Origin of the sequence: Methylococcus capsulatus str. Texas = ATCC 19069 (assembly GCF_000424685.1) — a bacterium.
Lineage (GTDB): Bacteria > Pseudomonadota > Gammaproteobacteria > Methylococcales > Methylococcaceae > Methylococcus > Methylococcus capsulatus.
Map to the genome: position 1 here is coordinate 470348 of NZ_AUKJ01000016.1, position 13411 is coordinate 483758.

10 protein-coding genes are annotated in these 13411 nt (G+C 63.0%); all 10 read left to right on the top strand.

Annotated features, from left to right (window positions below; all coding sequences use genetic code 11):
- Positions 1-62 precede the first annotated feature (62 nt).
- The 10 genes from H156_RS0104330 (at position 63) to eno (ending at position 13392) form a co-directional block, all read left to right on the top strand.
- Positions 63-773, top strand: a complete 711-nt coding sequence (locus tag H156_RS0104330) for a response regulator transcription factor (RefSeq protein ID WP_017366262.1) — start codon at positions 63-65, stop codon at positions 771-773.
- Positions 770-2242, top strand: a complete 1473-nt coding sequence (locus tag H156_RS0104335; RefSeq protein ID WP_017366261.1) for a HAMP domain-containing sensor histidine kinase — start codon at positions 770-772, stop codon at positions 2240-2242. The genes H156_RS0104330 and H156_RS0104335 overlap by 4 nt, the downstream gene beginning before the upstream one ends.
- A gap of 25 nt (positions 2243-2267) precedes the next feature.
- Entirely contained in the window at positions 2268-3536 is a 1269-nt protein-coding gene (locus H156_RS0104340; RefSeq protein WP_017366260.1) for an extracellular solute-binding protein, read from the top strand.
- Positions 3533-4396 carry a carbohydrate ABC transporter permease gene (locus H156_RS0104345; RefSeq protein ID WP_017366259.1) on the top strand — a complete coding sequence of 288 codons (864 nt, stop codon included), beginning with the start codon at positions 3533-3535 and terminating at the stop codon, positions 4394-4396. Before H156_RS0104340 ends, H156_RS0104345 begins: the two co-directional genes overlap by 4 nt.
- A 154-nt stretch (positions 4397-4550) precedes the next feature.
- Positions 4551-5216: a response regulator transcription factor gene (locus H156_RS0104350; RefSeq protein WP_017366258.1), complete on the top strand. Its 666-nt coding sequence runs from the start codon at positions 4551-4553 to the stop codon at positions 5214-5216.
- Complete coding sequence (locus tag H156_RS0104355; protein ID WP_010961185.1) at positions 5213-6538, top strand: ATP-binding protein; 1326 nt, start codon at positions 5213-5215, stop codon at positions 6536-6538. Before H156_RS0104350 ends, H156_RS0104355 begins: the two co-directional genes overlap by 4 nt.
- Positions 6535-7920, top strand: coding sequence for a TolC family protein (locus H156_RS0104360; RefSeq protein WP_010961184.1), 1386 nt, complete (start codon positions 6535-6537; stop codon positions 7918-7920). Before H156_RS0104355 ends, H156_RS0104360 begins: the two co-directional genes overlap by 4 nt.
- Positions 7921-7981: 61 nt before the next feature.
- Positions 7982-8980 (top strand): efflux RND transporter periplasmic adaptor subunit, encoded by a 999-nt coding sequence (locus H156_RS0104365; RefSeq protein ID WP_017366257.1) that lies wholly within the window; start codon positions 7982-7984, stop codon positions 8978-8980.
- Positions 8980-12021 (top strand): efflux RND transporter permease subunit, encoded by a 3042-nt coding sequence (locus H156_RS0104370; RefSeq protein ID WP_010961182.1) that lies wholly within the window; start codon positions 8980-8982, stop codon positions 12019-12021. The genes H156_RS0104365 and H156_RS0104370 overlap by 1 nt, the downstream gene beginning before the upstream one ends.
- A 105-nt stretch (positions 12022-12126) precedes the next feature.
- Complete coding sequence (gene eno / locus H156_RS0104375; RefSeq protein WP_010961180.1) at positions 12127-13392, top strand: phosphopyruvate hydratase; 1266 nt, start codon at positions 12127-12129, stop codon at positions 13390-13392.
- Positions 13393-13411 lie beyond the last annotated feature (19 nt).

Genomic DNA, 13411 nt, shown 5'->3' on the forward strand with positions numbered 1-13411 from the left:
ACCTTGCGGCGTGCCGATAATTGAGGCCACACCATCCGATCGGCGGGAGTCCGGCTCCGGCAATGAAACGCATCCTGGTCATCGAAGACGATACCGACATCGGGGACATGCTCGGCATCAACCTGCGGGATGAAGGTTACGCCGTGGAGATCGCAAGAGACGGTATCGGCGGACTTGCGTGTTTGAAGGCCGACCGTTTCGACCTCCTGGTTCTGGACCTGATGCTTCCCGGCATCGACGGCCTGGAAATCTGCCGTCAAGTCCGGCGCATGCCCCATTACCAGCCGATCGTCATCATCAGCGCAAAGTCCACGGAAACGCAGCGTGTATTGGGCCTTGAACTCGGGGCTGACGACTACCTGACCAAACCCTTCTCCATCCCCGAACTCATTGCGCGGATTCGCGCCCTGTTCAGACGAGTCGAAGCGATGGAACGGGAGTCGCAGGCAAAGGCCGGCGTCATCGTTCGTGGGCCGCTGACCATCGACCCGGTCGGTTATTCCGTCATGCTGGAAGGTCGGCCCGTCGCCCTGACGCTGAAGGAGTTCGAGTTGTTGCTGTTCTTCGCCCGCCATCCCGGTCAGGCATTCACCCGCCTCGCGCTGCTGGATCGGGTGTGGGGCTATAGCCACGACGGCTACGAGCACACCGTGAATTCGCATATCAATCGCCTGCGTGCGAAGATCGAACGCGATCCCGGACGGCCCGAATTCATCCAGACGGTCTGGGGTGTCGGCTATAAGTTCGTGGATTTTGGGGAGAATCGCCCGTGAAATTCAGGTCGCTCTACAGCCGCATCGCGCTCACCTTCGCCGCGCTGGTTCTCCTCTTCGGCGGCTTGTGCGGCGGGCTCGATCTGGTCGCGGCAAAAAATCACCAGCAGGAAATCATCCAGCGGCTCAGCCGCGGCCTGGCGGAACACATCGCGAGCCACTGGCCCCTGTCGAAAGGGGAGGGGTTCGACGGCAAGGCGGTGAGCGAGCTGTTCCACATGCTCATGATCGTCAACCCCAGCATCGAACTCTATCTGTTGGACGCGAAGGGAGCCATTCTGGCCTACGATGCGCCGCCGGGGCGGGTTCGGCTGAAGGAGGTTTCCCTGGCCCCCTTGCGCGGCCTTCTCGGAGGCGATGCGCTGCCCGTGAAAGGGGACAATCCGCGCCACCCCGACAGCCGCGAGATATTCAGCGCCACACCGCTGAATCGGGATGGGCAAATCATCGGTTACCTATACATCGTGCTGGCCGGAGACGAGTACCAAAGGCTGGCCGAAGACGTCTGGCAGGGGCATGTGTTCCAGAGTGTCATGTGGACGGGAGCGGGGGCGTTGCTGTTGACCCTGGTTGCCGGGTTGGGCCTGTTTTCGCTGGTGACCCGTCGTTTGGACGCCTTGACACGGACGATCGCCGCCTTCGACGACGCGAGTTTTTCCGGCACCTTGCAACTGGATGGCGCGCTGCAAAACAGTCCCGACGAGATCGGCCGGCTCGCCGCGACATTCTCCCGGATGGCCGAGCGCATCGCCGCGCAGGTGCAACATATCAAGTCCCAGGACACGCTGCGGCGCGAAATGGTCGCCAATGTGTCGCACGACCTGCGCACCCCGCTCACTTCCATGCAGGGTTATCTGGAAACCATGCTGCGGAAGTCCGACCGGCTTTCTCCGGCGGAACGGCAACAGTACCTTGAGGTCGCCGTGCGGCAGAGCCGGCGTGTGGCGCACCTGGCTCAGGAGCTGTTCGAACTGGCGAAGCTGGAATGCGAGGAAGTGCGGCCGAGTCTCGAGCGTTTCTCCCTGCAGGAGCTTGTCCAGGACGTGGCGCAGAAATTCGAGCTGGCCGCCGATGCCAAAGGAGTCCGGATTGCCGCCCGGTTTCGCGATCGCATTCCCTTGGTCTATGCCGATATCGCGATGATCGAGCGGGTTTTGACCAACCTCATCGACAACGCGTTGCGCCACACGCCCGAGGGCGGTCAGATCGACTTGACGCTGAGGCGTGAAGCCGGCGACAGGGTGACGGTCCGGGTGGAGGACAGCGGTGCCGGCATCGCCAGCGAACTTCTGCCAGGCCTGTTCGAACGGGATTCGCCGTTGCGCCGGGATTCCGGAAGGCATATGGGGGGCGGGCTGGGTCTGCTTATCAGCAAGCGGATGCTGGAACTGCATGGAAGTACGATCGAGGCATTGAGCGGGGATGGCTGCGGAGCGGTTTTCACGTTCAGCCTGCCGGCGCCGGCTTGAGAGACCGGTGGGCCCGTATTTTCCGATGAGCCGGATCACGCATCCCCGCGCCCCTTCGTTTCTCCTGGCCTGCGCCGTGTTTCTGAACGGCTGCCAGCCGGCGGAAAACGCCGAGGTCGTGGAATTCTGGGCGTTCGGCAGCGAGGGCGAAGTGGCCCGTGAGCTTGCCGGCGAATTCGAGCGGCGGAACCCGGAGATTCGCGTCGAGGTCCAGCCAATTCCCTGGAGTGCCGCGCACGAAAAGCTGCTGACGGCTTATGCCGGCGGCAACCTGCCGGACGTATTTCAGCTCGGCAACACCTGGATAGCGGAATTCGCCGCGCTCCGGGCACTGGAGGATGTCGCCGCCCGGTTCGAGAACACCGGGCGGAAAGGCGACTACTTCGAAGGGCCGCTGGATGCGGCTGTCGTCGACGGCAGGATGCTGGCGGTGCCCTGGTATGTCGACACGCGCATTTTGTTTTACCGCCGTGACTTGCTGGAGGCTGCCGGAGTTGCGGTACTGCCGCGGAGCTGGGATGCCTGGTTCGAGGCCATGATCCGCGTCCGCGAACGCCACGGCGATTTCGGGCTGTTCCTTCCCATCGACGCATGGGAGGTTCCGGTAATTTTCGCCATGCAGCAGGGGGCGGTTTTATTGAGGGACGGGAATCGCCACGGCGACTTTCTCCATCCCGATTTCAGGGCGGCGTTCGACTTTTACCTGCGCTGGTTCCGGGAAAAACTGGCGCCTGCGGAAACCTCCGGCCAGGTGGCCAATCTTTATCGGGAGTTCGGGCGCGGCTATTTCACCGCCTTGATCACTGGGCCGTGGAACCTCGGCGAGTTCCGGCGGCGGCTGGCCGATCTCGACGCCTCCGCCTGGGACACCGCGCCCTTGCCGTCCTTCGACGGTTCCTATCCGGGAGTCTCTCTGGCCGGCGGGGCCAGTCTTGCGCTCGCCGCCGGGTCCACGCGCAAGGAAGCGGCCTGGAAGCTGATCGAGTTCCTGACCGCTCCGCCGCAGCAGATCCGCCTGTATCGTCTCACCGGCGACCTGCCGCCGGGACGGACGGCCTGGACCGATCCCGCCCTGGCCGGGGACCACAAGGCGCAGTCCTTCCGGAGGCAGATGGACCGTCTGCTTCCGCCTCCGAAAATCCCGGAGTGGGAGCGGATTGCCAGCCGCATCGCGGCATATGCCGAGAAGGCTGCTCGGGGTGAAATGGCTCCGTTGGGGGGCCTGGAGGCCTTGAACGATGAAGTGGATCGGATACTGGAAAAACGCCGCTGGCTGCTGGAGCGGGGGCGATGAGGTTCAATCCCGCCTTCTGGTTCGTAGCGCCGGCGCTGGCGCTGCTCGTGGTGTTCTTCTTCTTGCCGGTCGGAGCGGCGCTGGGTCTCAGCTTCACCGATTTCGACATTTACGCTCTGGCCGACATCGGACGGCTCAGATTCGTGGGTCTGGACAACTACCGCCGCTTGTTCGGCGATGCGGAGTTCTGGACCGCACTCTGGAATACCCTGTATTTCGTGGCCGTGGGCGGCCCGTTGTCGGTGCTGGTTTCGCTGGCGGCGGCCCTGCTGGTCAATCACCGCCTGACCCCGTTCAAGGGGCTGTTCCGTTCGCTGCTGTTCCTGCCAGTGGTGACGACCCTGGTGGCCGTGGCGGTGGTCTGGCGCTACCTGTATCAGCCGCGCTACGGCGTTCTCAACTACCTGCTCGGCGGGTTCGGCATCGGACCGGTCGACTGGCTCGGCGATCCGGACTGGGCGATGCCGGCGATCATCCTCATGGCGGTGTGGAAGAATTTCGGCTTCAACATGATCGTGTTCGTCGCCGGCCTCCAGAGCATTCCCGAATCGCTGTACGAGGCGGCCAGCATCGACGGCGCCGGCGCCCGCCAGCAGTTCCTCTATATCACCCTCCCGCTGCTCGCGCCGACTTTCCTGTTCGTCGCCGTGATCACCATGATCGGCCACTTCCAATTGTTCGCCGAACCTTATGTGATGACCCAGGGCGGTCCAGCCGGCAGCACGCTCAGCATCGCGTTGCTGATGTATCAGCAGGGATTCCGCTGGTGGAATCTGGGCTATGCTTCCGCGATCGCTTTCGTCCTGTTTGGCATCGTTCTGTTGTCCGCCGTATTCCTCGCGTTGCAGAAGCGGAAGTGACCCTTAGGGTCCAGCCGCTGCATCGGCTACTCACTGCTTCGGCGCTTTGCCGCCCAAACTTGGCTGGCCATGGACGATGGACCGGGCCTTCTTCTTAATTTTTTGTTAAGAGTCGTTGGTAAAAACTCTCCTCCGGATTCGAAACGAGGGCTCCATGCGTTTACTGCTTGCCGAAGATGACTGGATGATTGGCCAAGCCCTTCGCGAGGGATTGAACCAAGAGGGCTTCGTCGTCGACTGGGTCCAGGACGGACATCAGGCTGAACTCGCCCTGAAGGTTGCCGAGGCCGACTATGCCTTGCTTCTGCTCGACCTGGGGCTGCCGCGGCTGTCGGGTCTGGATCTGCTTACCGACCTTCGGCGCAGGGGGGCCGGCATCCCGGTCCTCATTCTCACCGCGCGCGATTCCCTGTCAGACCGGGTACTGGGGCTCAACAGCGGTGCCGACGATTACCTTGTGAAACCCTTCGAGCTCGATGAGCTCGTGGCCCGCATCCATGCCCTGGTCCGGCGGGCGGCGGGACGCGCCGAACCGGTCGTCGAACACGGTCCGTTGCGGTTACTTCCGGTGAAGCGGGAATGCTGGTTGCGGGGTGAGCCGGTCGAGCTGTCCGCCCGTGAATTCGATCTGCTCTACGCCCTCCTGGAAAAACCGGGCGCGGTGCTGTCCCGCACCCGGCTGGAGGAGCGCGTTTATGGTTGGGGACAGGAAGTGGTAAGCAATGCCATCGATGTCCACATCCACCATCTCCGCAAGAAGCTGGGTCCGGGATTCATCGTCAATGTCCGCGGCGTGGGTTATCGGGTGGCTCAAGCATGAACGTGTCGATAAAAAACCGACTTCTGCTCTGGCTGTCGCCGGCCCTTCTGCTGGTCGGGTTCGCCGTCACCGCATCGACCTATTTCAATGTGCGGGAGGAAATCGATGAACTCTTCGACAAGGTCCTGCAGGCCATGGCTTATTCCCTGCAGAGCCTACCGGCCACGGCTGTCGAAACCTCGGCGCCGGCGTATCGTATTGCGCAGGCGGCAGATTTCGATCTCATCGGCCAACGCTGGAGCCGGGACGGCCGGTTGAGTTATCGCTCGCATCCGTTCGAGCCCCTGCCCGCTGACACGCCGGAAGGCTGGAGCATCATGCACTGGCGGGGCGAGCCATGGCGTACCTTCAGTCTCGCAACGCCCCAGGGGCTCGTCCAGGTGGCCCAGGCCATCCGCGAACGGCGTGAGACTGCCGATGAAATCACCCTGGAACTGTCGGCGCCGCTGCTGTTCCTCCTGCCGACGGTGGCCATGGTGGCGTGGTTCGGTGTCCGCCGGGGACTGGCGCCGTTGCAGGCCATCGTCGACGCCGTGCGCCGGCGGGCCCCCGACGACGTGGAACCTTTTCCCGACCAGGACGCTCCGCAGGAAATCGGCGCTCTGACCCTCGCGCTGAACGGCTTGCTGGTGCGTTTGCAGGACGCTTTGGCCGCCCAGCGCAGGTTCACCGCAGATGCCGCCCATGAGCTGCGCAGTCCTTTGACGGCGCTGTCCCTCCAGGTTCAGATCGCCGAACGCGCCGACGATCCGCAAAAGCAAGCCCTGGCTTTGCAGCGGTTGCGGCAAGGCATCCAGCGAGCGACTCATGTCCTCAACCAAATGCTGACCTTGGCCCGGTTCGATCCTGAGGCGCCCCCTTCGCCATTGGTTCCCACCCGGCTCGACGAATTGGCGTGCTCGCTGGTGGGGGAGCTGGCTCCCGTGGCAGCGGATAAAGCCATCGATTTGGGTATCGCCGTGGTCGAGCCCACGGTGATACAGGGCAATGAAGATGAGCTTCGCGTGCTGCTCCGCAACCTGATCGACAATGCCGTGCGCTATACCCCGAAGGGGGGGCGGGTCGACGTCAGCGTGAATCAGGAAAACGGCGCCGCGGTTCTGGCGGTATGCGACGACGGGCCGGGCATTTCCGTCGAAGAAAGGCATCGCGTTTTCGATCGCTTTTATCGCGGCCGCGATCAGGCTGAACCCGGCAGCGGGCTCGGTCTGGCCATCGTCCGCCGCATCGCCGACCGGCACGCGGCCGACATTCGTCTGTCGACGGGTCGCCATGGACGGGGGTTGTGTGTGAACGTCTGCTTCTCGGGGGGCCGGACATGATCGGGCTGCCACGAGGCGAAAGCCGGGTCGGCTCGGGGGCGGTCCCTCTCATTCTGACCCTGACGGCCTGTCTGGTTTGCGGGTGCGCCGATTACCGGAGCCGGCCGCTGGACCAAGACGAGCTGGTCGGGCAACTGGCCGTGCCAGCGCCTGGATCGCTGGCTGAAGCCGCCAGCCGGCTGCGCCATCCGCGCCTTCGACCGGTATCACTGGACTTCTCCAAGCCTCTGACCGACGAGGCCTTGGGTATCCTCGCCGTCCTGGTCAGTCCCGAACTCAAGGCCTTTCGGGCCAAGGAGGCCGTCGCCGAAGCCCAGGTCTTCAATGCCGGTCTGTTGCCCGATCCGAAACTGTTCGGCCGCTTCGACTGGGTGTTCAGCGGTCCGGCCGGTCTGGTCAGTCCCTACACGGCGACCCTCCAGTGGGATCTCGCCAAGCTGGCGACGCGGTCCACCGATCTGCACATCGCCGAGGAGCACGCCCGGCAAGTCCGGCTGGACGTGGCCTGGCAGGAGTGGCTGGTTGCCAACCAGGCGCGTCTCTTGGCGCGGCGTTGCGCCTATCTGGCACGCCAGGAGGCCGTGGCAGCCGAAGCCGCGCAGATTTCGGCGCAACTGCTCGAACTGTCCCGACACAACCTCGCTTTGGGCGATGCGACGCTGGCCGAGTTGGGCATCCGCGAAGCGGCATTTCTGGATGCCAAGGATCGTTCCCTGGCGCTGGCGCGGCAGATCGCCAAGGCCCGCCAGGATCTGAACCGATTGTTGGGGTTCCCGCCGGCGCAGCGTCTGGTGATCGCGGATGTCGAGGCGAAGCCGCCGGCCGGTCTAGATCCGGAGCGGCTGTTTGTGTCGGCGCGGCGGCAGCGACTCGATCTCCAGGCACTCGAAGCCGGCTATGCCAGCCAGGAGGCTTCGGTATACCGGGCTATCCTCGGCCAATATCCGGCATTCACCCTTGGCATCAACGATTACCACTACTACAGCGATTACAACACGGGGGGGCCCACCGTCAGCCTGGACCTCCCCCTCTTCAATCGTAACCGCGGCGCCATTGCCATCGCCGAGGCGACGCGCGAGCAACTCTATCGGGAATATCTGGGGCGACTCAATCAGACCCGCGCCGACATAGGCACCCTGGTAACGGATCTCGACCGGATCGCTCAAGAACGGGAACCCTTGGCCCGTGAATTGCCCGAGCTCATCCGTGCCGAACGCTTGCTACGAGAGGCGGCGGCGGTGGGTGACGCAACGCTGGTGAATTACGAAACCGTACGTGCGAACTACCTGGACAAGCGTCTGAAACTGCTGGCTTTGGAGCAGGCCGCTGCCGAGCAGGCGGTCGCCCTCCAGCTCGCCGTCGGTTCAGCTTCAATCCTGTGACAGCAATACCATGAGTCCAAAGTCGAAATTCGCAAACCGCCGGCGCTTCCTGCTGGCTACCATGCTCATTCTCGCATCCGGCTACGGAACGAGTACCGAATCGTCCGTCCTGGTGACGTTGGCGCCGGCGGAACCGGCCGACATGAGTAAGACGCTCACGGCCTACGGCACCGTGGAGTTCGCGCCGGACCAGCTCCAGGCACTGAGCGTCCAGGGTGAGGGTTTGGTCACCCGGGTATACGTCGCACCGGGACAGCGGGTACGAAAGGGCGACGTCCTGGTCGAACTGACGGCGACCGCCAACAGCGCAACGGAGCTGGAACATGCCCGTATCGCGGTCGAGTTCGCCACCAAGGACTTGGAGCGTCTCCAGGACTTGCGGGCTCGCCAACTGGCCACCAACGCCGAGGTCCGCACGGCGGAAGAAAATCGGGCCAAGGCCGATTCGGCTCTGGCCAATGTGCGAAAGCGCCTGGGTGATACCAGTTACAGGCATCTGCGTGCGGACCTCGACGGCTACGTGGAAGCCGTCCATGTTCATGCCGGGGATATCGTATCGCCCGGCGTGCTGCTGGTGCTTCTGGCACCCGCCGACAAGCTGAGGGTGCGGTTGGGGATTGAACCGGAGGATTTGCCCGTCATCCACGAAGGCCAGAAGGTCGTGATCAAGGCCCTCCGTCCGGGTCTTCCACCCCAGGAAGGACGGGTCAACCACATCTATTACCAGGTGGACCCGAAGACCCGGCTGGCCGAAGCAGTCGTGCCGCTGACGGGCTCATCGGATTGGTTGCCCGGCATCACGGTCAAAGCCGAACTCGTCGTCGCCGAACATCGGCAGGTCGTCACCGTGCCGCGTCAGGCCGTGCTCAGCCGGGACGGAAGACCTTATCTGTTCGTGGACGAACAGGGTCATGCGCGGCTGCGCTGGGTCGAGACCGGATTCGACGATGGCCAGCGAGTGGAGATCCAGGCTGGCATTGAAGCCGGGGAAGGCGTGATCGTCACCGGCAATTATGAACTCAGTGACGGTATGGCCATTCGGACCAGCGAGGTACCGTGATGGCCTCCTGGCTTTCGACGCACCGACGTTCGCTGCTGTTTCTGCTGGTGCTTCTGGCCCTGGGTGGGATGGTGACGGCGCTGCGACTGCCGGTGGCACTGTTCCCGACGCTGGATTTTCCGCGGGTGGTGGTGAATATCGATGCCGGAGACCGTCCGGTGGAACGTATGGCCGTGGAGGTGACCCAGCCGTTGGAGCAGGCGCTTCGCGCCGTTCCGGAAGTGCGCGCGATCCGCTCGACGACCAGCCGCGGCTCGGCCGATCTGGCGCTGACCTTCGATTGGCGCACGGATATGGTCACCGCGCTGTTACAGGTGCAGGCCGCGGTCAATCAAATCCTTCCGGACCTGCCGGCCGGTGTCCGTTTTACGGCACGGCGGATGGACCCCACGGTTTTTCCGGTGTTGGGACTGGCCTTGACGTCTGCCCGGAACGACCCCGTCGCCTTGCGGGATTTCGCCTATTACCGATTGCGCCCGCTCCTTTCGGCCTTGCCTGGCGTCGCGGAGGTTCAGGTTCTAGGCGGACGGCAGGCGGAATACCAGGTCATGGTGGACCCGGACCGGCTGCACGATCTGGGACTGACCCTGGCCGAGGTGGCGTCTGCACTTTCCGACGCCAATGTATTGAGTGCCGTAGGTAAGGTGGAAGAGCGTTACCACCTTTATCTGACGCTCGCCGATTCGCATCAGGTGAGTGAAGATGATATCCGGCACACGGTTTTGAGAAGCGGTTCCGATGGTGTCGTGGAGCTGGAAGACGTCGCCCGGGTCGAACGCGGCCATCGGCCCGAATGGACACAGGTCAGCGCCAACGGGAAAGACGCCGTGCTGGTGAACATCCTTCAACAGCGTGGAGCCAATACGGTCACCATCGCCGAGGAGACCCGGCGCGCGCTGGCCGGCTTCTCGCCGCAGATTCCTGGCGACGTCGAACTCAAACCCTATTACGACCAGTCGGAACTGGTCAACGACGCGGCCATCAGCGTACGCGACGCCCTCGCCTCCGGAGCAGTCTTGGCTGCACTGGTCTTGCTCTTGTTTCTGCGCAATCTGCGCGTCACGCTGATCATGCTCATCGTCCTTCCCGGCGTCATTTCCGCCACGGTCTGGCTACTGAAGCTGTTCGGACAGAGTTTCAACATCATGACCTTGGGCGGGCTCGCCGCAGCCGTAGGACTGGTGACGGACGATGCGGTCGTCATGATCGAACACATCATGCGCCGCTTGAGCGAAACACGGGACGACCAGCCGACACATGGAACGGTACTGACGGCCGCCAGAGAGATGCTGCATCCGTTGACGGGTTCCTCACTCGCTACGATCGTGGTGTTCCTCCCCCTTGCGTTTCTGGACGGCATCACGGGCGGATTTTTCCGGGCACTTGCCTTGACCATGGCAGCGGGCCTGGTCATTTCTTACGGGGTCGCCGCGCTCGCCGTGCCGCTGTTGGCAAATCACTTGCTGAGCCGGCGGGACTCGCTCCGTTTGGAGTCGGTTGGGCCGCTGCAGGCCCGGTTCCACCGGGCCTACGGCAGCCTGCTCCTTCGGCTTCTGGGGCAGCCGCTTTGGACACTGCCCATCATCGTCGCCTTGATCGTCACGGGTGTCGTTGCATACAGCCGGGTGGGCTCCGGCTTCATGCCCCATATGGATGAGGGAGGATTCGTGCTGGACTACCGGACGCCGCCGGGAACCTCTCTGACTGAGACCGACCGGCTGCTCGACCAGGTCGAGCGGATGATTGCAACGATCCAGGACATCGACAGTTATTCCAGGCGTACCGGCTTGTCGCTGGGTGGGCATATCACCGAAGCCAACGAAGGGGATTTTTTCATTCATCTCAAACCACACCCCCGCCGGGACGTGGAGGATGTCATGACCGAGTTGCGGGAGGCCATCGAAAGCCGTGTTCCCGGCTTGCAGATCGAAACTGCCCAACTCATGGAAGATTTGCTCGGCGATCTCACGGCCGTGCCTCAGCCCATCGAGATCAAGCTGTTCGGTGACGATAGCCGGGTGTTGCGTCAGCTGTCTCCCCGGGTGGCGGCCTTGCTGGGAGACGTTCCCGGCGTCGTGGAAGTGTTCGATGGGATTACGCTCGCAGGTGATGCCATAGAGATTCACTTCGATCCGGTCCAAACCGCCTTGGAAGGCATGAGTCCCGGCATGGTGGCAAGACAAACACAGGATTTCCTGGCCGGAACGGTGGCGACTCAAATCGCGATGGGCGAGAAGATGATCGGGGTGCGCGTCTGGACTGATGAGGCGCTCCGCACCCGCATGGGGCAATTGGAAGCGCTGCGGATACGCTCGCCCGACGGCCACGATTTTCCTTTGAAGCGCGTGGCCCGTCTGCGAGTCATCGAAGGGCAGGCTCAGGAGACGCGGGAAAACCTGAAAGCGATGGTGGCTGTCACTGCCCGAATCGAGGGACGCGATCTCGGCTCGACGGTCGCGGACGTGCAGGCGAGGGTGGCCACGCTGGCCCTCCCTCCGGGCGTATATGTCGAGTATGGCGGACTCTACCGCGAACAGCAGGATTCGTTCCGGGGGCTGATCCTGGTTTTCGTCAGCGCCGTCCTCCTGGTCGCTCTGTTGCTCCTGTTCTTTTACGAACGCTTCAGGGTCGTACTGGCCATTCTGGCCACCACCCTGCTGTCCCTCACGGGTGTGTTCACGGGGCTATGGCTGACGGGAACCGAGCTCAATATTTCTTCGCTGATGGGGATGACCATGATCGTGGGCATCGTTACCGAAGTGGCCGTGTTTTATTTTTCCGAACTTCGCCAAGTCGGCAAGCCGGATCCTGCCGCTTTGGTCCGTGCCGGCACTTTGCGCATGCGTCCGATCTTCATGACATCGCTGGTCGCGATTCTGGCGCTCATGCCGCTCGCCTTGGGTATGGGACCCGGCTCCGCCATGCAAAAACCGCTCGCCATCGCCATCATATCCGGCCTTCTTCTTGCCGTGCCCCTGGTCTTGATTGTCATGCCGGCGATCTATGCTTTACTTCACACAAACCGTGGGGGGTGGCCATGAGCCTGAACGGCTGGCCGTATGTCCCTCCTCATTCGCCCGTTGTGGAACTGCGCATAGCCGGCCGCAGTGTTTTTTTTCTCTGGACCATCACCTGAAGGAGTCTCCATGAAAGCCCGTATCGAATCCGTCCAAGCCATGCCGATTTACGATTCCCGCGGCGTCCCCACCGTGCGCGTCAGGCTGACGCTGACCGATGGAACGGCGGCCACCGCCTCGATTCCGTCGGGGGCATCCACCGGCGAGAACGAGGCCGTGGAGTTGAGGGATGGCGACCCGAAGGCCCATGGCGGCAAAGGGGTGCTGAAAGCCGTGAGCAACGTGAACGATGTCATCGCACCCGCCGTCATGGGTTTGGAGCCCTGGCGGCAGGCCGAGATCGACCGTCTCATGATCGAGCTCGATGGCACGGCGAACAAGGAGCGACTGGGCGCCAACGCCATCCTGGGCGTCTCGGAGGCCGTCGCCGCCGCGGCGGCGAAAAGTGCGGGGCTGCCGCTCTATGCCTATCTCGGCGGGGCCGGCCAGGCGCGCCTGCCCATCCCCATGATCAACATCCTGAACGGCGGCAAGCATGCGGACAGCAGCCTGGATTTCCAGGAGTTCATGATCATGCCGGTCGGCGCGCCGAGCTTCGCCGAAGCGATGCGCTATGCAACGGAGACTTTCCAGGCATTGAAATCCATTCTCAAGGCCAAAGGCCATGCCACCAGCGTGGGGGACGAAGGCGGTTTCGCCCCCCAGTTGCAGAGCAATGACGAGGCCTGCGACCTGATAGTCGAAGCGATCACGAAAGCCGGCTATGAGCCCGGCGAGGACATCGCCATCGCTTTGGATCCCGCCGCCAGTTCATTCCATGAAAACGGTGTTTATAGACTGACGCGCAGCGGTCAGGGGGACAAGACCAGCTCCGAAATGACCGATCTCTACCGGCGGTGGATCGACAAATACCCCATCGTTTCCATCGAGGACGGTCTGGCGGAAAACGACTGGGATGGCTTCCGCGAGCATACGGCCGTACTGGGTGAGAAAATCCAGATCGTCGGCGACGATCTCCTGGTCACCAACACCCGCTTCATCCAGCGAGCGATCGAAGAGAAAAGCTGCAATGCCGTACTGATCAAACTCAACCAGATCGGCACCGTCACCGAGACGGTGGAAGCCATCCACCTGTGCAGGAAGGCCGGTTGGGGATTCGTGATTTCCCACCGCTCGGGCGAAACGGAAGACACCTTCATGGCCGATTTCGCCGTCGCCATGGGGGGCGGGCAGATCAAGACCGGGTCGGTGTGCCGTTCCGAACGCATGGCCAAGTACAACCGGCTGTTGGAAATCGAGTCGGACCTGGGCAAGGCCGCCAGATTTGGCCGCTAGGCCGACCGATCCTTGGCGC